Origin of the sequence: Nocardia sp. NPDC050718, from assembly GCF_040654235.1 — a bacterium.
Classification (GTDB): Bacteria; Actinomycetota; Actinomycetes; order Mycobacteriales; family Mycobacteriaceae; genus Nocardia.
Map to the genome: position 1 here is coordinate 961,900 of NZ_JBFAHQ010000001.1, position 23,875 is coordinate 985,774.

At 71.2% G+C, this 23,875-nt stretch carries 1 protein-coding gene (cut by a window edge); it reads left to right on the forward strand.

From position 1 onward, the window contains the following. Positions 1-23,875, forward strand: partial view of a non-ribosomal peptide synthase/polyketide synthase gene (locus AB0H54_RS04590; RefSeq protein ID WP_357342705.1) — the 5' portion only. 19,811 nt of this gene lie beyond the right edge of the window; 23,875 of the gene's 43,686 nt are visible here — the first part of the coding sequence; its start codon is at positions 1-3; its stop codon lies beyond the right edge, outside the window.

Genomic DNA, 23,875 nt, shown 5'->3' on the forward strand with positions numbered 1-23,875 from the left:
TTGGACCGGCTGGATTTCGGCGGAAACGGCGAAACTGGTGACGGACGTGGAGTCTCTGCGGAGTACTTCCCGCTCTCGCCCGCACAGCTGGGTATCTGGTACGCGCAGCACGTCGACCCACAGGTGCCGATCAACATCGCCCAGTTCGTCGACCTGCGTGGCCGGCTCGACGTCGCGGTGCTCGAGCAGGTCAGCTCGCAGGCCGCCGCGGAGCAGCAGTCGGGGTTCCTGCGCATCGTCGAGATCGACGGCGAGCCGATGCAGACCGTCGACCTCACCCTCGACGACACGCTGATCTACGTCGACCTGCGTGACGAGTCCGACCCCGAGGCCGCCGCGGCGGCGTGGATGCGCGCCGAGTACAGCCGCCCGCTCGACATCGTCGCCGACCGCCTGGTCCAGGCCGCCGCGCTGCAGCTCGAGGACGAGCGCTGGTACTGGTACGCCCGCGTCCACCACATCGTGCTCGACGGTTTCGGCGCCAACAACTTCGTCACCCGCACGGCACAGCTCTACACCGCGGCCGTCACCGGCGTCGACGCGCCGGCCAACAAGGCCACCGATCTGCGCGCGCTCTACGAGTCGGAGATCGCCTACCGCGACAGCTCCCGCTTCGAGTCCGACAAGGCGCACTGGGCCCAGCGCGTCGCCGGGCTGGAAGAGGGCAGCAGCCTCACCGGCCGCTCCGCGCCGCCCTCGCCGGTCAACGACGTCACCAGCGCCGCCCTGAGCCCCGCTCAGGACGAGCTGTTCGGTGAGGCGATCGCCCGCCACGACACCACCTCGGCGCCGCTGCTGATCGCCGGTTTCGCGGCGTACCTGGCGCAGATCACCGGCACCTCCGACGTGATCCTGAGCCTGCCGGTGACCGGCCGCACCACCGCCGTGATGCGCCGCTCCGGCGGTGTGACCTCGAACATCGTGCCGCTGCGCCTGCGCGTGGGCCACGACACCACCGTGGCCGAGCTGCTGCGCTCGGTCACCACCGAGGTCTCCGGCGCGCTGCGCCACCAGCGGTACCGGCACGAGGACATCCGCCGCGATTCGGCGGGCGAGGGCATGGTCGCCACGGAGTTCTTCGGCCCGTGGGTCAACATCATGCTGTTCGACAACGAGCTGCGCTTCGGCGACATGGACGGCACCCTCAACGTGCTCTCCACCGGCTCGATCGAAGACCTGGGCGTCAACTTCTACCAGTCGCACGGCGGCACCCGCTCGCACATCGACTTCGAGACCAACCCGAACCTGTACTCCGCGGCCGACGCGGCGACGCACCACGCCCGGTTCCTGGAGTTCTTCGACCGCTTCCTGGCCGCCGACGCGGCCGCGGCCGTGTGGTCGCTGCCGGTCACCGGCGCCGCCGAGCTGGAACGCTCGCTGACCGAGTGGAACGACTCCGCGCACGAGGTCCCCGCGACCACGCTGCCCGCGCTGCTGGACGCGCAGATCCCGCTGACCCCGGACAACATCGCCCTGAACTTCGAGGGCGAGACCCTGACCTACGCCGAGTTCGGCGCGAAGGTCAACCGCCTGGCCCGGTTCCTGATCGCCGACGGCGTCGGCCCGGAGTCGCTGGTCGCGCTCGGCATGCGCCGCTCGCTGGACCTGGTGATCGGTATGCACGCGGTGCTGCGCGCCGGTGGCGCGTACGTGCCGATCGATCCGGATCACCCGGCCGACCGCACCGCCTACATCCTCGAGTCCGCGGCACCGGTCTGCGTGCTGACCACCACCGGCGACGACCTGGACCTACCGAGCACGGTGGCCAGGGTGGAACTCGACACCCTCGACACCGCCGCGTTCGCCGACACCCCGATCACCGACGCCGAGCGCCTGGCGCCGCTGCGCCCGGACAACACGGCCTACGTCATCTACACCTCGGGTTCGACCGGCCGCCCCAAGGGCGTCGCGGTCACCCACCACGCGATCGTCAACCAAGAGCTGTGGATGCTCGACGAGTACCGGTTGACCGCCGACGACGTCTACCTGCAGAAGACCGCCACCACCTTCGACGTGTCGCTGTGGGGCTACTTCCTGCCGCTGATGGTCGGCGCCGAGCTGGTCATCGCCTCGCCCGACGGTCATCGTGACCCGCTCTACGTCGCGGACATGATCGAACGTCACGGCGTCACCGTGACCGACTTCGTACCGTCCATGCTGACGGTGTTCGTCTCGCACGCCACCCGGGCCCAATGCGAAACGCTGCGTGCCGTTTTCGTCATCGGTGAGGCGCTGCCGCCGGAGACCGCCGCCGGTCTGCGCGCGATCTCCACCGCCGGTCTGCACAACCTGTACGGCCCGACCGAGGCCGCGGTCTCGGTCACCTACTGGGAGGCCACCGAGGCCGACACCGTCACGGTGCCGATCGGTATCCCCGAGTGGAATGTCGAAGTGTACGTGCTGGATTCGCGGCTGCGCCCGGCCGCGATCGGCGCCCCGGGTGAGCTGTATCTGGCGGGTCGTCAGCTGGCCCGCTGCTATCGCGGCCGCCCGGACCTGACCTCGGATCGTTTCGTCGCCAACCCGGTCGGCGCGCCCGGCGAGCGCATGTACCGCACCGGTGACCTGGTGCGCTGGAACGCCGACGGCGTGCTCGAGTACATCGGCCGCACCGACTTCCAGGTGAAGTTCCGTGGTCAGCGCATCGAGCTCGGCGAGATCGAGACCGACCTGCTCGCGCACCCGAGCGTGTCCCAGGCCGCGGTGCTGGTGGTCGACACCGCCACGGGTCAGCAGCTGGTGGCCTATGTGGTGCCCGCGCCGGGCCAGTCCGCCGATCCGGTGTCGCTGACCAGGTTCGTCGCCGAGAAGCTGCCCAGCTACATGGTGCCCGCGTCGATCATGGTGCTCGACGCGTTCCCGCTCAACACCTCCGGCAAGCTGGACCGCAAGGCCCTGCCCGAGCCCGTCTTCACCGCCGCCGCAGGCGATTTCCGCGCGCCGCGCACCCCGGCCGAGCAGATCGTGGCCGGCATCTTCGCCGATGTGCTGTCCCAGGAGCGGGTCGGCGCCGACGACAACTTCTTCGAACTCGGCGGCAACTCGCTGGTCGCGACCCAGGTCGTGGCCCGCATCGGCGCCGCGTTCGGCATCCAGCTGGGTGTGCGCGCGCTGTTCGAGACCCCGACCGTGGCCGGGCTGGCCGCGCGCGCCGAATCGGCGACGCCCGCCGACATCTCCGCGGCGCGCCCGCCGCTGGTGGCGCTGCCGCATCCGGAGCAGGTGCCGCTGTCGCTGGCCCAGCAGCGGATGTGGTTCATCAACCAGTTCGACCCCGCCGCACCGACGTACAACCTGCCCTTCGTGGTGCGGATGAAGGGCCGCGTCGACGTCGACGCGCTGATCTCGGCGCTCGACGACGTCGTGGTGCGCCAGGAATCGCTGCGCACCATCTTCCCGGACGCCGACGGCGGCTTCCAGCAGGTGCTCGGCGCCGACCAGTTCGATCTGGGCATCACGGTGACCCCGATCGATCAGTCGCTGCTGCACGACGAGCTGATCCTGTTCGCCTCCACCGGTTTCGACGTCACCCTGGAACTGCCGATCCGCGTGCGGATCTACCAGGTGACCGGCGGAACGACCAATGGCACACCGGAATTCGCGGTCGCCTTCGTTGTCCACCACATCGCGGCCGACGGCTTCTCCTTCGGCCCGCTGGCCCGCGACGTCGCCACCGCCTACCTGGCCCGCTCGGCGGGGGAGGCGCCCGGCTGGGCGCCGCTGCCGGTGCAGTACCGCGACTACACCCTGTGGCAGCGCGAACTGCTCGGCGCCGAGAGCGATCCCACGTCGATGGCCGCGCGCCAGCTCGACTACTGGCAGCGGGCACTGGACGGCCTGCCCGACCAGCTCGACCTGCCCAGCGACCGCCCGCGCCCGCAGCAGCAGAGCTTCCGTGGCGCCCGGGTCGGTTTCGAGATCGACGCGCAGACCCACGAGCAGCTGGCCGCGCTGGCCCGCGCCAACGGCGTCACCCTGTTCATGGTCATGCACGCCTCGCTGGCGGTGCTGCTGGCGCGGTTGTCGGGCACCACCGACATCGCGGTCGGCACGCCCATCGCCGGCCGTGGTGAGCAGGCCCTCGACGACCTGATCGGCATGTTCGTCAACACCCTGGTGTTGCGCTCCGACGTCGACCCGACCCAGCCGTTCAGCGAGTTCCTCGCCCGCACCCGCGAGACCGACCTGAGCGCGTTCGCCAATGCCGATGTGCCGTTCGAGCGGCTCGTCGACGTGCTCAACCCGTCGCGCTCGCAGGCGCGGCATCCGCTGTTCCAGGTGGTGCTGTCGTTCCAGGAGATGTCGCACGGCACCCTGGAGCTGCCCGGCCTGTCGGTCGACGCCGACGAGGTCGAGGTCGACATGGCCAAGTTCGACCTGCAGTGGACGCTGACCGAGGAACACACCGTCACCGGCTCGCTGTCGGGCATGACCGGTGTGCTCACCTACGCCGTCGACCTGTTCGACCAGTCGACGGTGGAAGAGCTGCTGCTGCGCTGGCGGCGCGTGCTCGACGCGATCCTGGCCGACCCGGCGGTCACCGTCGGCGCCATCGACGTGCTCGACGACGCCGAGCGCACCGACCTGATCACCCGCTACGGCGCGCCCGCCGCGGTGGCGCGCACCCTGCCGCAGCTGATGGCGCAGGCCGCCCTCGACACCGAGGCCACCGCCGTGGTGTTCGAGGGGACCGCTGTGTCCTATGGCGAACTGGATCGCCGCTCGAACCAGTTGGCGCGCTTGCTGATCCAGCAGGGCCTGGGCGCCGAGGACTTCGTCGCCGTCGCGGTGCCGCGCTCGCTGGAGTCGGTGCTGGCGGTGTGGTCGGTCGCCAAGACCGGTGCGGCGTTCGTGCCCGTCGACCCGAACTACCCGGCCGACCGCATCGCGCACATGATCACCGATGCCGGTGTGTCCGTAGGCATCACGGTCACCTCCGAGGCCGACGAGCTGCCGGAATCGGTGCGCTGGATCGAGGTCGACGACATCGATCTCGACGACATCTCCGACGCGCCGCTGGCCCCGCGCGAGCTGGTCCGCCCGACCGATCCGGCCCAGCCCGCGTACCTGATCTACACCTCCGGTTCCACCGGTGTGCCCAAGGGCGTGGTGGTCACCCACGCCAGCGTGGCCAACTTCTGCGCCGAGCAGATCGACCTGTACTCGCTCGACTCCGACACCCGCGCACTGCATTTCGCCTCCCCGTCGTTCGACGCGTCGGTGCTGGAACTGCTGCTGGCGCTGGGTCGCGGCGGCACGCTCGTCGTTGTCCCGCCGGGCGTCTACGGCGGTGAGGAACTGCGCGACATCCTCATCACCGAGGAGGTCACCCACGCGTTCGTCACCCCGGCCGCGCTGGCCACCTTCGACGCGCGCGGCCTGGACCACCTGCGGGTGCTGGCCGCCGGTGGTGAGGCGGTCCCGCCGGAGCTGGTCACCAAGTGGGCGGTGCGCCTGCCCGACGGTTCGCGCCGCATGCTGGGCAATGTCTACGGCCCGACCGAGACCACCATCGCCTCCAACCTCTCCGAGGGCCTGATCCCGGGGGAGCGGGTCGTCATCGGTGGACCCATCCGCGGTGTCCACACCCTGATCCTCGACGACCGCCTGCGCCCCGTGCCGGTGGGCGTGGCCGGTGAGCTCTACATCGGCGGCATCGGCATGGCGCGTGGCTACCACGCGCGCGCCGCGCTGACCGCCGACCGCTTCGTCGCCAACCCCTACGCGCCCGGCCTGCGGATGTACCGCACCGGTGACGTGGTGCGCTGGACCGCCGACCGCAATGTCGAGTACGTCGGCCGCTCCGACTTCCAGGTGAAGGTCCGCGGTTTCCGGATCGAACTCGGCGAGATCGATTCCGCGCTGGCCTCGCACGAGACCGTCGACTTCGCGGTCAGCATCGGCCACAAGAACAAGGGCGGCAGCACCTCGCTGGTGTCCTATGTCGTCGCGGTGCCCGGCAGCTCGATCGATGTGCCCGCGCTGACCGAGCATGTCGCGCAGCGCCTGCCCGCCTACATGGTGCCGTCCTCGATCATGGTGCTGGCCGCGGTCCCGCTGACGGTCAACGGCAAGCTCGACCGCCGCGCGCTGCCCGCGCCGGTGTTCGAGGTGCGTGAGTTCCGCGCGCCGACCACCCCGATCGAGCAGATCGTCGCGCAGGTCTTCGCCGACGTGCTCGAGCTGTCCCGGGTCGGTGTCGAGGACGACTTCTTCGAGCTGGGCGGCAACTCGCTGATCGCCACCCAGGTCGCCTCCCGCATCGGTATCGCCCTGGACACCAGGGTGCCAGTGCGGATGCTGTTCGAGGCCCCCACCGTGGCGGCGCTGGCCGCGCGGGTGGAGTCCCAGGCCGGTGACGGCGCCCGCAAGGCGCTGGTCGCCCGCGAGCGGCCCGACCTGGTGCCGCTGTCGCTGGCCCAGCAGCGCATGTGGTTCCTCAACCGCTTCGACACCGCCTCGGCGGTCAACAACATCCCGGTCGCGATCCGCCTGTCCGGCGAGCTGGACGTGGCCGCGCTGCAGGTCGCCGTCATCGACGTGATCGACCGGCACGAGTCGCTGCGCACCGTGTTCCCCGAGTCGGGCAACGGACCGGTGCAGGTGGTGCTCGACGCCGCGCAGATCGTCCCCGACCTGACCCCGTACCGGGTCACCGAGGACAACCTCATCGATCACCTGATCGACCTGGCCTCGATGGCCTTCGACGTGACCAGCGAAGTGCCGCTGCACGCACGGCTCTTCGAGATCAGCGAGACCGAGTACGTGCTCGGCATGGTGGTGCACCACATCTCCGCCGACGGCTGGTCGATGGCGCCGCTGTCGCGCGATGTCATCGTCGCCTACGCCGCGCGTACCTCCTGGGAGGCGCCGACCTGGGCCGAATTGCCGGTCCAGTACGCCGATTACGCGCTCTGGCAGCGCGAGGTCCTCGGCTCCGAGGACGACCCGCAGTCGCTGATCTCCTCCGAGATCGACTACTGGACCCGCGAACTCGCCGATCTGCCCGACGAGCTGGTGCTCCCGGCCGACCATCCGCGCCCGCCGGTGGCCAGCTACCGCGGTGGCACCTACAGCTTCGTCATCTCCGGCGACACCCAGCGCGCCCTGGTGGAACTGGGCCGCCGCTACAACGCCTCGCTGTTCATGGTCATGCACAGCGCGCTGGCCGTGCTGCTGGCCCGCGCCAGCGGCACCAGCGACATCGCCATCGGCACGCCGGTGGCCGGCCGTGGTGACCAGGCCCTCGACGACCTGGTCGGCATGTTCGTCAACACCCTGGTGCTGCGCAGCCAGGTCGAGGGCGCGACCTCCTTCGCGGCCCTGCTCGACCAGGCCCGCGAGACCGACCTGCAGGCGTTCGCGCACGCCGACGTGCCGTTCGAGCGGCTCGTCGAGGTGCTCAACCCGCCGCGGTCGCAGGCGCGCCATCCCCTGTTCCAGGTGATGCTGTCGTTCCAGAACAACAAGCAGGCCTCGCTGCAGCTGCCCGGCCTGTCGGTCAGCGGCATCGACTACGACTCCCAGCTGGCCAAGTTCGACCTCCAGCTGACGCTGACCGAGGTGCAGGACACCGACGGTGAGGCCGGCGGTATGTCGGCCGAGTTCTCCTACGCCCTCGACCTTTTCGAGGAGTCGACGGTCGCCGCGTTCGCGCGCAGGCTGGACAACATCTTCGCCGCGATCGTGGCCGATCCCGAGGTCGCCGTCGGCGACATCGATCTGCTCGCGCCGGAGGAGCACGCGCAGGTCCTCGTCGACTGGAACGACACCGCGCGCCCGGTGCCCGCCGGCACCCTGGTCTTGCTGTTCGACGCCCAGGTCGAGCGGACCCCCGACGCGGTCGCGCTGGTCTTCGAGAACGAGCGGCTGAGCTACCGCGAGCTCCAGGAGCGCGCCAACCGCATCGCCCGCAGGCTGATCGCGGACGGTGTCGGCCCGGGTGCGCATGTGGCACTGGCCATCCGGCGATCCACCGAACTCGTCGTCGCCATGTACGCGGTGCTGCAGGCGGGCGCGGCGTACGTGCCGCTTGACCCCGACCAGCCCGCCGACCGCATCGGCCACATCCTCGAGACGGCGCGGCCGGAACTGGTGCTCACCAGCCGCCGCGACGCGTTCGAGGCCGACGGCGTCACCGTGCTCGCCGTCGAGAACATCGAATCGCCCGCCGATTTCGGCTCGGCGCCGATCACCGACGCCGAGCGCACCCAGCCGCTGCGCGCCACCAACACCGCCTACGTGATCTTCACGTCGGGTTCGACCGGCCGCCCCAAGGGCGTCGCGGTCGACCACGCCGCGATCGTCAACCGCCTGCTGTGGATGCAGCACGAGTACCCGATCGACGGCGCCGACGCGGTGCTGCAGAAGACGCCCGCCACCTTCGACGTGTCGGTCTGGGAGTTCTTCTGGCCCTTGCAGACCGGCGCGCGCCTGGTCGTCGCCAAGCCCGACGGGCACCGCGACCCGGTGTACCTGGCCCAGGTCATCGCCGAGCACGGCATCACCACGGCGCACTTCGTGCCGTCGATGCTGTCGGTGTTCGTGTCCACCCTCGGCAGCAACGGCAACGGCAACGCGGTCCGCTTGCGTCAGGTGTTCGCCTCCGGTGAGGCGCTGCCCGCGCCGACCGCGCAGCGCCTGCGCGAGCTGACCGGCGCCCGCCTGCACAACCTGTACGGCCCCACCGAGGCCGCGGTCGACGTCACCTATCACGAGGTCGTCGACACCGACGTGGAGTCGGTGCCGATCGGCCGTCCGGTGTGGAACACCAAGGTGTTCGTGCTGGATTCGCGGTTGCATCCGGTGGCCCCCGGTGTCGCGGGTGAGCTGTATCTGGCGGGCGATCAGCTCGCCATCGGTTACCTGAACCGGGCCGATCTCACCGCCGACCGCTTCGTCGCCAACCCGTACGGCGCGGCCGGTTCGCGCATGTACCGCACCGGTGACCTCGTCACCTGGACCCGCGACGGGGAACTGAACTACCTGGGCCGCACCGACTTCCAGGTGAAGCTGCGTGGTCTGCGGATCGAGCTCGGCGAGATCGAGGCGACCCTGCTCGCGCAGCCGGGCGTCGCGCAGTCGGTCGTGGTCGTGCGCGCCGACGCGCATGCGGGCGATCAGCTCGTGGGTTATGTGGTGCCCGAAGCGGATTCGGGCATCGACGTGGCGGCCGTGAAGGCGGGCGTCACCGCCGAGCTGCCCGCGTACATGGTCCCCGCCGCGCTCGTCGTGCTCGACGAGTTCCCGCTCAACGCCTCGGGCAAGCTCGACCGCAAGGCGCTACCGGCGCCGGTGTTCGAGGCCAAGGTGTTCCGCGCGCCGTCGACCCCGATCGAGGAGATCGTCGCGGAGATCTTCGCCGACCTGCTCGGCGCCGATCGCGTCGGCGTGGACGACGACTTCTTCGCCCTCGGCGGCAACTCGCTGGTCGCGACCCAGGTCGCGGCCCGCCTGAGCAAGGCCCTCGACGCCGAGGTCGGCGTCCGCACCCTGTTCGAGGCGCCGACCGTCGGCGCGCTCGCGGCCAGGGTGGAGTCGCACGCGGGCACCGGCGTGCGCGCCGAGCTCACCGCGCGGCCGCGCCCCGAGCACCCGCCGCTGTCGCTGGCACAGCAGCGGATGTGGTTCCTCAACCGCTTCGATCTCGGTGACACCGGCGACGCGGGCACCTACAACATCCCGGTCGCCGTGCGCCTGCAGGGCCTGCTCGATCTGCCCGCGCTGCGTGGCGCGGTGGCCGACGTCATCGCCCGGCACGAGTCGCTGCGCACCGTCTACCCCTCGCACGACGGCACCGCCTACCAGAAGGTGCTCGCCGCCGCCGTTTCCATCCCCGAGCTGGAACTGGTCGAGGCCGACGAGACCGACATGGCGATCTCGCTCTACGAGTTCGCCCGGCGCGGTTTCGATGTCACCGCGCACGCCCCGGTCCGCCTGCGGGTCTACGAGCTGGGCGAGCGTGAGCACGTCCTGGTGATGGTGGTCCACCACATCGCCTCCGACGGCTTCTCGCTGCGCCCGCTGGTGCGCGACCTGATGACCGCCTACGTGGCGCGCACGGCCAATGCCGAGCCGGGCTGGCCGCCGCTGGCGGTGCAGTACGTCGACTACGCGCTGTGGCAGCGCGAGACCCTCGGCGAGGAGACCGATCCCACCTCGCTGATCTCCGAGCAGCTCGACTACTGGCGCGGCGCGCTCGCCGATCTGCCCGACGAGCTGCGCCTCGGCCACAAGTCGCGGCCGGCGCAGGCCACCTACCAGGCGGGCACGCACCGCTTCGAGGTGCCGGGCGAGCTCGTCGACGCGCTGAACCGGGTCGCCCACGAGCACGGCACCACGCTGTTCATGGTGGTGCACAGCGCCTTCGCGGTGCTGCTGTCGCGGCTGTCGGGCACCGAGGACATCGCCGTCGGCATCCCCGTCGCCGGTCGTGGCGAGCAGGCGCTCGACGACCTGGTCGGCATGTTCGTCAACACCCTGGTGCTGCGCGCGCAGGTCGACCCGGCCGCCTCGTTCACCGAGCTGCTGGCCCGGGTCCGCGAGCACGACCTGGCCGCCTTCGCGCACGCCGACGTGCCGTTCGAGCGCCTCGTCGAGGTGCTCAACCCGGCCCGCTCGCAGGCGCGCCACCCGCTGTTCCAGGTGATGCTCTCGTTCCAGAACCTGGGCCGCACCACCCTGGAACTGCCCGGCCTGACCGTGTCCGAGCTGGGCATCGACCAGCACGTGGCCAAGTTCGATCTGCAGCTGGCGCTCAGCGAGGTGCCCGCCGACGACGACAGCCACATGGAGGCCGAACTCGTCTACGCCACCGACCTCTTCGACGCCGGCTTCGCCGCCACCTTCGGCGCGCGCCTGCTGCGCGTGCTCGAGGGCGTCGTGGCCGACCCGGCGGTCGCCGTCGGTGACATCGAACTGCTCGACGCCGCCGAGCGCACCCTGGTGCTCGACCGCTGGAACGACACCGAATTCGCCGTCGACGCCGCGCTGAGCACCCCCAGCGACGACGACCCGGCCACCCTCAACGCCCTGTTCGAGGCGCAGGTCGCGCGCACGCCCGACGCGACCGCGCTCACGTTCGAGGGGACGAGTCTGTCCTACGCCGAGTTCGCGGTGCGTGTGCGGCAGCTGGCGCGCTGGCTCAAGGACGCCGGTGTCGGCCCGGAATCGTATGTGGCCCTTGGCATGCGGCGCTCGATCGACCTGCTGGTCGGCATGTACGCCGTGTCCGCCGCCGGTGGCGCGTACGTGCCGCTGGACCCCGATCACCCGGCCGAGCGCATCGAGCACATCCTCGAGACCGCGCAGCCGGTCTGCGTGCTGACCTCCGGCGAGAGCCTGCCCGGCGTGGCCGGGCGCGAGGTGCGTATCGACCAGCTCGACCTGTCCGGCCAGTCGGCCGAGCCGGTCACCGACGCCGACCGGCATCGTCCGCTGCGCTCGGACAACACCGCCTACGTCATCTTCACCTCCGGCTCGACCGGTCGCCCGAAGGGTGTGGCGGTCAGCCACGCCGCGATCGTCAACCGCCTGGTCTGGATGCACGCCGCCTACGGCCTGGCCGCCGACGACGTGGTGCTGCAGAAGACCCCGGCCACCTTCGACGTGTCGGTGTGGGAGTTCTTCTGGCCCCTGCAGGTCGGCGCGCGCCTGGTGGTGGCCAAGCCGGACGGACATCGCGACCCGGCCTACCTGGCCCGCCTGATCGCCGCCGAGCAGGTCACCACGGTGCACTTCGTGCCGTCGATGATGGCCGTGTTCGTCACCGAACCCCTTGCCGCGGACTGTGTCTCGCTGCGCAACGTGTTCGCCTCCGGTGAGGCGCTGCCGTCGCCGACCGCGCAGCGCCTGCGCGAGCTGACCGGTGCCGCGCTGCACAACCTGTACGGCCCCACCGAGGCCGCGGTCGACGTGACCTATCACGAGGTCACCGACGCCGACACCGACACCGTGCCGATCGGCGCGCCGGTGTTCAACACCCGTCTCTACGTGCTGGATTCGCGCCTGCGGCCCGTTCCGGTGGGTGTCGCGGGTGAGCTCTATCTCGCGGGCGTGCAGCTGGCGCACGGCTATGTGGGTCGCCCCGACCTCACCATGGACCGCTTCGTCGCCGATCCGTTCGCGCCCGGCGAGCGCATGTACCGCACCGGTGACCTCGTCACCTGGACCCCGGACGGCGAGCTGGAATACCTGGGCCGCACCGACTTCCAGGTGAAGCTGCGCGGTCTGCGCATCGAACTCGGTGAGATCGAGTCGGCGCTCACCGCGCTGCCGCAGATCGCCCAGTCGGTGGTCGTGGTCCGCGCCGACGAGCGCACCGGCGATCAGCTGGTCGCCTACGTCATCCCGCAGCAGGGCTCGATCGTCGACACCGACGCGGTCAAGGACGCCCTCGGCGCCGAGCTGCCGGTGTACATGGTCCCGGCCGCCTACGTGGTGCTGAACGCCTTCCCGCTCAACGCCTCCGGCAAGCTGGACCGCAAGGCGCTGCCCGCGCCGGTGTTCGCCGCGCGCACCTTCCAGGCGCCGGTCACCCCGGTGCAGCAGATCGTCGCCGCCACCTTCGCCGAGGTCCTCGGCGCCGGCCAGGTCGGCCTCGACGACGACTTCTTCGAGCTCGGCGGCAACTCGCTGGTCGCCACCCGGGTCGCCGCGCGCCTGTCCGAGGCACTCGACACCCAGGTGCCGCTGCGCGCGCTGTTCGAGGCCTCGACCGTGGCCTCGCTGGCGGCCCGCGTGGAGACCGCCACCGGCCGCGGCGGGCGCATCCCGCTGGTGCCGCAGCCGCGTCCCGAGCTGGTGCCGCTGTCGCAGGCCCAGCAGCGGATGTGGTTCCTCAACCGCTTCGACAACCGCACCGCCGTCAACAACATCCCGGTGGCCATCCGCCTCACCGGTGACCTCGACGTCGCCGCGCTGGAAGCGGCCATCGCCGATGTGACCGCGCGGCACGAGTCGCTGCGCACGTTCTACCCCGAGCTCGAGGGCGCCGGGTACCAGCAGGTCCTGCCCGCCGACGAGGTCCGCTTCGCGCTGCCCGCCCAGCCGGTCACCGCGAACGAGGTCGTCGCCCGCGTCGTGGAACTGGCGGGCGTGCACTTCGACGTCACCCGCGAGGTGCCGTTCCGCGCGAGCCTGCTGCGCGTCGACGAGCGCAACCATGTCGCCGTGCTGGTCATGCACCACATCAGCGGTGACGGCTTCTCGCTGCGCCCGCTGCTGCGCGATGTCGTGGTCGCCTACACCGAGCGCGTCCGGGGCGAGGTCCCCGCGTGGGCGCCGCTCGAGGTGCAGTACGCCGACTACACGCTGTGGCAGCGCGAGGTGCTCGGCGAGGAGTCCGATCCCGAGTCGGTCGCCGCGAGCCAGATCGCCTACTGGACCGAGCAACTGCGCGACCTGCCCGACCAGATCGAGCTGCCCGCCGACCGCCCGCGTCCCGAGATCGCCACCAATGCCGGTGACCTGTACCGCTTCTCGGTCGATGCCCGGCTGCACCAGGCGCTGACCGAGATCGCCCGCGCGCACGGCGTCACCCTGTTCATGGTGATGCACGCCGCGCTGGCCACCTGGGCGGCACGCCTGTCCAACAGCACCGACATCGCCATCGGCACCCCCATCGCGGGCCGTGGCGAGCGCACCCTCGACGACCTCGTCGGCATGTTCGTCAACACCCTGGTGCTGCGCAGCGAGGTGAACCTCGGCGGCAGCTTCGGCGACCTGCTCGACCAGGTCCGCAAGGTCGACCTGTCGGCCTTCGCCAACGCCGACGTGCCGTTCGAGCGGCTCGTCGACGTGCTCAGCCCCACCCGCTCGCAGGCCCACCACCCGCTGTTCCAGGTGGCGCTGACCTTCGAGGCGGCCACCGCCGCCGACACCGGCACCGTCGCGCTGCCCGGCCTCGACCTCGACGTCGTCGACTTCGACCCGGGCACCGCGAAATTCGACGTGCAGCTGACCGTGGGCGAGGCCGCCGACGGCTCGCTGGCCATGTCCTGGAACTACGCCACCGATCTGTTCGACGCCGAGACCGTCGCCGCCTTCGGCGACCGCCTGGTGCGCATCCTGCGCAGCGTCGCCGAGAACCCCGACGTGATCGTCGGCGACATCGACCTGCTCGGCGAGGCCGAACAGCGCGACGTCGCGCAGCGCTGGGTGTCCTCGGGCGCCGACGCCATCGCCCTGCCGGTGATCCACGACGCCAGCACCCCGGCGGGTCACCGTCGCGGCCTGTTCGGCAACAAGCACACCACGCTGGTCGACCTGTTCGACGCGGCCGCCGCGGCCTACCCGGACCGCATCGCCGCCAAGTTCGGCGTCGAGTCGCTCACCTACGCCGAGCTCGACCGCCGCGCGAATGTGCTGGCGCGCAGGCTGATCGACGACGGCGCGGGCCCGGAGTCGCTGGTCGCGGTCATCCTGCCGCGCTCGCTCGATCTCGTCGTCGCGCTGCTGGCCGTCGTCAAGACCGGCGCGGGGTACGTGCCGGTCGACCCGACCTACCCGGCCGAGCGCATCGCCTACGTGCTCGAGGATTCCCGCCCCACCAGCGTGGTCCTCGACTCCACCGTCCAGGTGACGGTGCCCGCGCACCTGCCCTCGGTGGTGCTCGACGGCTTCGCCGTGGAGACCGGCAATATCGAGGACGCCGACGATCAGCCGATCACCGACGCCGATCGGATCGCGCCGCTCTCGCCGGACAACGTCGCCTATGTCATCTACACCTCCGGCTCGACCGGCCGCCCCAAGGGCGTCGCGGTCGCGCACCGGAACGTGGTGCGCCTGTTCGCCAACACCGATCGCGACTTCGGCTTCGGCCCGCGCGATGTGTGGACGCTGTTCCACTCCTACGCCTTCGACTTCTCGGTGTGGGAGCTGTGGGGTCCGCTGCTGTTCGGCGGCTCGCTGATCGTCGTCGACTACTACACCTCGCGCTCGCCCGAGCAGTTCCTGGAACTGCTGCGGGTCGAGCAGGTCACGGTGCTCAACCAGACGCCCTCGGCGTTCTACCAGCTCGCCGAGGCCGACCGGATCGCCGGACCCGGCCTGGCGCCGCTGGCCCTGCGCTACGTCGTCTTCGGTGGCGAGGCACTGGAACTGCGCCGGCTCTCCGACTGGGTGGCCCGGCACGGTGACAGCGCGCCGACGCTGGTCAACATGTACGGCATCACCGAGACCACGGTGCACGTGTCGTACCGCGCGCTCGACGCGAAAACCATTGCCGCCGCGGCCGGTTCGGTCGTCGGCCGGGCCATCGCCGGGCTCGGCGTGTACGTGCTCGACAACCGCCTGCGGCCGGTGCCGGTCGGCGTCGCGGGTGAAATGTATGTCGCCGGACCGCAGTTGGCGCGCGGCTACCTCGGCCGCCCCGACCTGACCGCCACCCGCTTCGTCGCCAACCCCCTCGCCGGTCCGAACCAGGCGGGCTCGCGCCTGTACCGCTCCGGTGACCTCGCGCGCTGGAACCGCTTCGGCGAACTCGAATACCTCGGCCGCGCCGACGATCAGGTGAAGGTCCGCGGCTTCCGCATCGAGCTCGGTGAGATCGAGGCCGCCGTCCTGGCCCAGCCCGGCATCGCCCAGGCCGCGGTCATCGTCCGCGAGGACCAGCCGGGCGACCAGCGCATCGTCGCCTACGTGGTCGCCGACGGCGACGCCCAGCCCGACCTCGACGTCGTGCGCAGCGGCGCCGCCGAACAGCTGCCCGCCTACATGGTTCCGGCCGCGCTGGTGCGGCTCGAGTGGATCCCGCTGACCGTCAACGGCAAGCTGGACCGCCGGGCCCTGCCCGCTCCCGCGGTGCAGGCCAGGGCCTTCCGCGCCCCCGTCACCCCGGTGCAGGAGACCGTCGCCGCGGTCTTCGCCGACGTGCTCGGCCTGGACCGGGTCGGCGTCGACGACGACTTCTTCGACCTCGGCGGCAACTCGCTCATCGCCACCCGCGTGGTCGCCCGCATCGGCGCCGCGCTCGGCGCCACCGTGCCGGTGCGCGCGCTGTTCGAGGCCTCCACCGTGGAAGCCCTCGCGGCCCGGGTGGAATCGCACACCGGCGGCACCGCCCGCGCGGCGCTGGTCGCCCGTGAGCGCACCGAGGGTGAGCTGGTGCCGCTGTCGTTCGCGCAGCAGCGCATGTGGTTCCTCAACAAGTACGACACCACCTCGGCGGCCTACAACCTGCCCGTGGCCATCCGCCTCACCGGCGCGCTCGACACCGAGGCGCTGGCGCTGGCGCTGGCCGACCTGGTGCGCAGGCACGAATCGCTGCGCACCCGCTACCCCGAGCACGGCGGCACCCCGGTGCAGCAGATCGTGGCCGCCGAACGCATCTCGCTGGACCTGCGCCCGGTCACGGTCGCCCAGGACCGGCTCTTCGACACGGTCACCGAGTTCGTCTCCACCGGTTTCGATGTGGCCGAACAGGTTCCGCTGCGCGCCCGGCTGTTCAAGGCGAGCGAGCACGAGCACGTCCTCGTCGTGGTCGTGCACCACATCGCCGCCGACGGTTTCTCCATCGCGCCGCTGACCCGCGACGTGATGCTGGCCTACACCGCTCGTGCCCAGGGCACCGCGCCCGGCTGGGCGCCGCTGCCGGTGCAGTACGCCGACTTCGCGATCTGGCAGCGCGCTGTGCTCGGCACCGAGGACGACGCCGACTCGCTGCTGTCGCGCCAGGTCGGGTACTGGCAGCGCCAGCTCGCCGGTGTCCCCGACGAGCTGACCCTGCCGTTCGACCGGGCCCGCCCGGCCATCGCCTCGCATCGCGGCGCCACCGTGCACCGCGAGCTCGCGCCGGAACTGATCGCGAAGCTCGACGAGGTGGCCCGTCGCCAGGGCGCGTCGCTGTTCATGGTCATGCACACCGCGCTCGCGGTGCTGCTGTCGCGCCTGTCCGGCTCCGACGACATCGCCATCGGCACGCCCATCGCTGGCCGTGGTGAGCAGGCCCTCGACGACCTGGTCGGCATGTTCGTCAACACCCTGGTGCTGCGCACCGGCGTGCGCCCGGCCGAGTCCTTCACCGACCTGCTCGAGCAGGCCCGCAAGGCCGACCTCGACGCCTACGGCAATGCCGACGTGCCGTTCGAGCGGCTGGTGGAACTGCTGGCGCCGGAGCGCTCGCAGTCGCGCAACCCGCTGTTCCAGGTGATGCTGGCCTTCCAGAACCTGGATCGCACCACCCTGGAACTGCCCGGTCTCGCGGTCTCCGCGCTCGATCTCGACGAGAGCGTCGCCCGCTTCGACCTGCAGTTCACCCTGTCCGAGCTCGGTGAGCCGGGCAGCGGCGGCATGGCACTGGCCCTGAACTACGCCACCGAACTGTTCGACGAGGCCACCGTCGACACCATCGCGACCCGCTGGGAGCGCGTGCTCGCGGCCGTCGCCGCCGACGCGTCGGTGACCGTCGGCGCGATCGACGTCCTCGACGCCGCCGAGCGGACCGACCTGGTGTTCCGCGTCGGCGAGCCGCCGGTGCCCGCGCGCACCCTGCGCAGCCTGCTGGCCGAGGCCGTCGCCCTGAACCCGACCGGCGATGCCGTCGTGTTCCAGGGGACAGCTCTGTCCTACGCCGAACTCGACGAGCGCTCGAACCGACTGGCGCGCTTGCTGATCGCCGAGGGCATCGGCGCCGAAGACCTCGTCGCCGTCGGTGTGCCGCGCTCGGCCGACTCGGTGTTCGCCGCCTGGGCCGTCGCCAAGACCGGCGCCGCCTTCGTGCCGGTCGACCCGACCTACCCGGCCGACCGCATCGCCCACATGGTCACCGACTCCGGTTCACCGCTTGGCCTGACCGTCGCGTCCGTGCGGGACGGTCTGCCGGAATCGGCACGCTGGCTGGTGCTCGACGAGCTGGATCTGGACGCCTTCGACGGCGGCCCGATCGACGACGCCGAGCTGGTCCGCGCGACCACGCCCGAGCAGCCCGCCTACGTCATCTACACCTCCGGCTCGACCGGTGTGCCCAAGGGCGTCGTGGTCACCCACGCCGGTCTGGCGAACTTCGGCGAGGAGCAGGCGCAGCGCTACGCCCTCGATTCCGATAGCCGCGCACTGCATTTCGCGTCACCCTCGTTCGACGCCTCGATCCTGGAACTGCTGCTGGCGCTGGCCCGCGGCGGTGCGCTGGTCGTCGTCCCGCCGGGTGTCTACGGCGGTGACGAACTGTCCGAGCTGATCCGCGCCGAGCGGGTCACCCACGCCTTCATCACCCCCGCCGCGCTGGCGACCTTCGACCCGAGCGGGCTGGACTCGCTGCGGGTCCTCGTCGCCGGTGGTGAGGCGGTACCCGCCGATCTGGTGAGCAAGTGGGCGGTTCCGCTGGCGGACGGCACGACGCGTGCCTTCCACAACGGGTACGGCCCCACCGAGACCACGATCATGACCAACATCAGTGCCGCGCTGACGCCGGGCGAGCTGGTCACCATCGGTGGCCCGACCCGCGGCATGCGCTCGCTGATCCTGGACGCCCAGCTCCAGCCCGTTCCGGTGGGTGTCGCGGGTGAGCTGTATCTGTCGGGCATCCAGCTGGCGCGGGGTTACCACGCCCGTGCCGGGCTGACCGCCGACCGGTTCGTCGCCGATCCGTTCGTGCCGGGGGAGCGGATGTACCGCACCGGTGACGTCGTGCGCTGGACCGCCGACGGCACCGTCGAGTACGTCGGCCGCTCCGACTTCCAGGTCAAGATCCGCGGTTTCCGCATCGAACTGGGCGAGATCGACTCCGCCCTCGCCTCGCACGAGACCGTCGACTTCGCCACCACCGTCGGCCACAAGAGCACCGCGGGCGCGGTCTCGCTGGTCGCGTATGTGGTTGCCGCGCAGGGGAAGTCGATCGATGTCGCGGCGCTGACCGCGCACGTCGAGGATCGCCTGCCCGCGTACATGGTGCCCTCGTCGATCATGGTGATCGACCACGTGCCGCTGACCCCGGTCGGCAAGCTCGACCGCAAGGCGCTGCCGGAGCCGGTGTTCGCCACCGAGGTCACCTTCCGCGCCGCGCGCAACTCCATCGAGCAGACCATCGCCGAGGTCTTCGCCGAGGTGCTCGGCGTCGAGCGGGTCGGCGTGGACGACTCGTTCTTCGCCCTCGGCGGTGACTCGATCGTCTCCATCCAGCTCGTCTCCCGGGCCAAGGCCCGCGGCGTGCTGTTCACCCCGCGCCACGTCTTCGAGCAGCGCACCGTCGCCGGTCTGGCCTCGGTCGCCGAGACCGCCGATGTGGCCTCGGCCGCCGCGGTCACGCTGGCCGAGCTGCCCGGTGGCGGCGTCGGCGAGATGCCGCTGACCCCGGTCGTGCGGTTCATGGCCGAGCGGTCCGGCTCGTTCGACCGGTTCAACCAGACCATGGCGCTGGAACTGCCGGTCGGCATCGACCGCGCCGGCATCGCCGCCACCGTCGGCGCGGTCATCGACCGCCACGACATGCTGCGCTCGCGGCTGCACCAGGTCGACGGCCGCTGGGTCGTCGACACCGCGCCGGTCGGCGCGGTCGACGCCGACGCGCTGATCGACCACAGCACCTTCCCGGCCGACGCCACCGACGACCAGCTGGTCGAGATCGCTTCCGCCGCACTGGATGCCAGCCTGGACCGGCTGGACCCAGCCACCGGTGTGGTCGTCCGGTTCGTATGGCTGGAGCCGACCGTGAGCGCGTCGGTGCCTGCGGTTTCGCTGCCCGCGACCGATGACGGCGCGGCTCCGGCGAAGGTCACCCGCGCCGGACGCCTGATCGTCGTCGCCCACCACCTCGTGGTCGACGGCGTCTCCTGGCGCATCCTGGTGCCCGATTTCGTCGCGGCCTGGGGCCAGCTCTCCGCCGGACAGCAGCCCGAGTTGGTCGCGCCGGCCACCTCCATGCGGGCCTGGGCGCACGCGCTCGCCGACGAGGCGCGCACCCCCGAACGCGCCGCCGAGCTGGACTTCTGGCGCGAGGTCGTCGCGACCCCGGATCCGCTGCTCACCGAGCGGCCGATGAACCCAGCCGTCGACGTCTCCGGCGTCATCGAGAAGCTACCGGTCGAGGTGTCCGCCGAGGTCACCAAGGCCCTGCTGACCACCGTGCCCGCGCTGTTCCACGGCGGCGTCAACGACGGTCTGCTCACCGCGCTGGCCCTGGCCGCCGCCAAGTGGCGGGCCGCCCGCGCCGCCGCCACCGGCGATCAGCTGCTGGTCCGCCTCGAAGGCCACGGCCGTGAGGAAGAGGTCGCGCCCGGCGCCGACCTGTCCCGCACCGTCGGCTGGTTCACCGCGATCTTCCCGGTCCGCCTCGACCTGGCCGGCATCGACATCGACGCCGCGCTCGCCGGTGGCCCTGCCCTCGGGCAGGCCGTCAAGGCGGTCAAGGAGCAGCTGCTCGCCGTGCCCGACAAGGGCATCGGCTACGGCCTGCTGCGGTACATGAACGCCGAGACCGCGGCGGAACTGCCCACCCAGCTGCCCGGTCAGATCAGCTTCAACTACCTGGGCCGCGTCGCCGACAGCGACGTCCCCGACGCGCTGCGCGGCTTCGGCTGGATTCCCGCGCCCGAGCTGGCCGCCCTCGGCGGCGCCTACGACGCCGACATGCCCGCGATGGCGCCGCTGGACGTCAACGCGATCGTCGTCGGCGACAAGCTCAGCGCCAATATCGGCTACCCGAGCACCCTGCTCGCCGCCGCCGAGGTGCGCGAGTTCGCCGACCTGTGGGTCACCGCGCTGGAAGCCGTCGCCCGGCACGCCAACTCGGCCGACGCGGGCGGCCACACGCCGTCCGACTTCGCGCTGGTGCGCTCGACCCAGGGCGATATCGAGGTCTGGGAGAAGCGGTACCCCGAGCTGACCCAGGTGTGGCCGCTGGCCGCCCTGCAGTCGGGCCTGTTCTTCCACGCCCGCCTGGCCGCGGACTCGGTCGACGTCTACACCGCGCAGGCGGTCCTGACGCTCACCGGCCGCGTCGACGCCACCCGTCTGCGCGCCGCCGCCCAGGCCCTGCTGGACCGGCACGAGACCCTGCGTACCGCGTTCGTCACCGACCACGACGGCAACGCCGTGCAGATCGTCCTCGACCACGCCCAGGTCGCCTGGGCCGAGCACGATCGCACCGAGAACGGTGAGTTCGCCGACCTGGTCGAGGCCGACCGCAACGCCCGCTTCGACCTGGCCGCGCCGCCGCTGATCCGCTTCACGCTGATCCGGATCGCCGAGGACGAGTGGCGCTTCGTGGTGTCCAACCACCACATCCTGCTCGACGGCTGGTCGACGCCGCTGGTCATGCGCGACCTGCTCGCGCTCTACGCCCTGCACGGCGACGCGAGCGCGCTGCCCGCCGTCCGCTCCTACCGGCACTTCCTGGAATGGGTCGCCCAGCAGGATCACTCGGTATCGGTGGCGGCCTGGTCCGACGCGCTGCGCGGCGTCACCGAGCCCACCCTGCTGGCTCGTGCCGACGCGGGCCGCGAGATCGCGGCCCTGTCGGAGGAGTACCTGTTCGACCTGGACGAGCCGACCACGGCCCGCCTGGTCGCGCTGGCCGCCGACCTCGGCGTCACCCCGAACACGGTGCTGCAGGTCGCCTGGTCGATCGTGCTCGGCCGGATGACCGGTCGCGACGACGTGCTGTTCGGCACCACCGTCTCGGGTCGTCCGGCACAGCTGTCCGGCGTGGAGTCCATGGTCGGCCTGTTCATCAACACCGTCCCGGTCCGGGTGCGCTTCGACGCCGCCGAATCGGTGCGCGCCGTGCTCACCCGCACCCAGGGCGAGCAGGCCGACCTGCTCGACCACCACTACGTGGGCCTGGCCGAGATCCAGTCGGCCGCCGGCATCGGTGGCCTGTTCGACTCGCTGGTGGTCTTCGAGTCCTACCCGGTCGACGCCGAGGGCATCAAGGCCCAGGCCGCCGATATCGACGGCATGGCCGTCACCGGCCTGGACGCCGCCGACGCCACGCACTACCCGCTGTCGCTGATCGCGCAGCTGGACACCCAGCTGCGCATCCGGGCCGGTTACCTGAGCGACCTGTTCGACGCCGCCACCGTGCACCGCATCGCCGAGCGCCTGATCCGGGTGCTCACCGCGATCACCACCGAACCCGGTGTGGCCGTCGGCGATATCGAACTGCTCGATACCGCCGAGCGCGAGCTGGTCGTGCGCGACTGGAACGCCACCGCGCACGAGGTGGACCGCGACGCCACGCTCGTCTCGATGTTCGAGGCCCAGCTGGCGCGCACCCCGCAGGCCACCGCGCTCGCCTTCGAGGGCGAGAGCCTGTCCTACGCCGAGTTCGCCCAGCGCGTCTACCGCCTGGCGCGCTGGCTGATCGATCGTGGTGTCGGCCCGGAAACCTATGTGGCTCTTGGCATGCGCCGCTCGATCGACCTGGTGGTCGGCATGTACGCGGTGAGCGTGGCCGGTGGCGCGTACGTGCCGCTGGACCCGGATCACCCGGCCGAGCGCACGGAATACATTCTGGCGACGGCAGATCCGGTGTGTGTGCTCACCTCGGGCACCGATCTGGAGATCGACACCGCGCAGGTCCGCATCGACCTGCTCGACCTGGTCGGCTACTCCGACACCCCCATCGCCGATGCCGAGCGCACGGTGCCGCTGCGGCCGTCGAACACCGCGTACGTGATCTTCACGTCGGGGTCGACCGGTCGTCCGAAGGGTGTCGCGGTCAGCCACGGCGCGATCGTCAACCGGCTGGTATGGATGCAGTCGGCGTACGGCCTGACCGAGGCCGATGTCGTCCTGCAGAAGACGCCTGCCACGTTCGACGTGTCGGTGTGGGAGTTCTTCTGGCCCTTGCAGATCGGCGCGCGTCTGGTCGTCGCGAAGCCGGACGGGCATCGCGATCCGGCCTACCTGGCCGAGATCATCCTGGCCGAGGGCGTCACCGTCACCCACTTCGTGCCCTCGATGCTCGCGGTCTTCGTCGCCGACGCCGCGGCCGCGCGCTGCGAGTCGCTGCGGATGGTGTTCGCCTCCGGTGAGGCGCTGCCGCCCAAGCCCGCGCATCGCCTGCGCGAGCTCACCGGCGCGGCCCTGCACAACCTGTACGGCCCCACCGAGGCCGCGGTCGACGTCACCTTCCACGAGGTCGTCGACACCGACACCGACACCGTCCCGATCGGCGCCCCGGTGTTCAACACCGAGGTCTACGTGCTGGATTCGCGGCTGCGGCCGGTTCCGGTGGGTGTCGCGGGTGAGCTGTACCTGGCGGGCACCCAGCTGGCGCGCGGCTACGTCGCGCGGCCGGACCTGACCGCCGACCGCTTCGTCGCCAACCCCTTCGACGACGACGGCGCCCGCATGTACCGCACCGGCGACCTCGTCGCCTGGACCGAGCACGGCGAACTGGAGTACCTGGGCCGCACCGACTTCCAGGTGAAGCTGCGCGGTCTGCGCATCGAGCTGGGCGAGATCGAGTCGGCGCTGACCGCGCTCGACGAGGTCGCCCAGTCGGTGGTCGTGGTCCGCGGTGACCAGCACACCGGCGATCAGCTGGTGGCCTACGTCATCGCCGCGCCGGGCCGCACCGTCGACATCGAGGACGCCCGCGAGGAACTGGGCAACAACCTGCCCGCCTACATGGTGCCCGCGGTGCTCATCGTGCTCGACGAGTTCCCGCTCAACGCCTCCGGCAAGCTCGACCGCAAGGCGCTGCCCGCGCCGGTGTTCGAGGCCGCGGTGTTCCGCGCCCCGACCACCCCGGTCGAGGAGATCGTCGCCGCCACCTTCGCCGACGTGCTCGGCCTGGAGCGGGTCGGCCTCGACGACGACTTCTTCGCCCTCGGCGGCAACTCGCTGACCGCGACCCAGGTCGCCGCCCGCCTGTCGGCCGCGCTGGAGACCGACCTCGGCGTGCGTGAGCTGTTCGAGGCCTCGACCGTCGTCG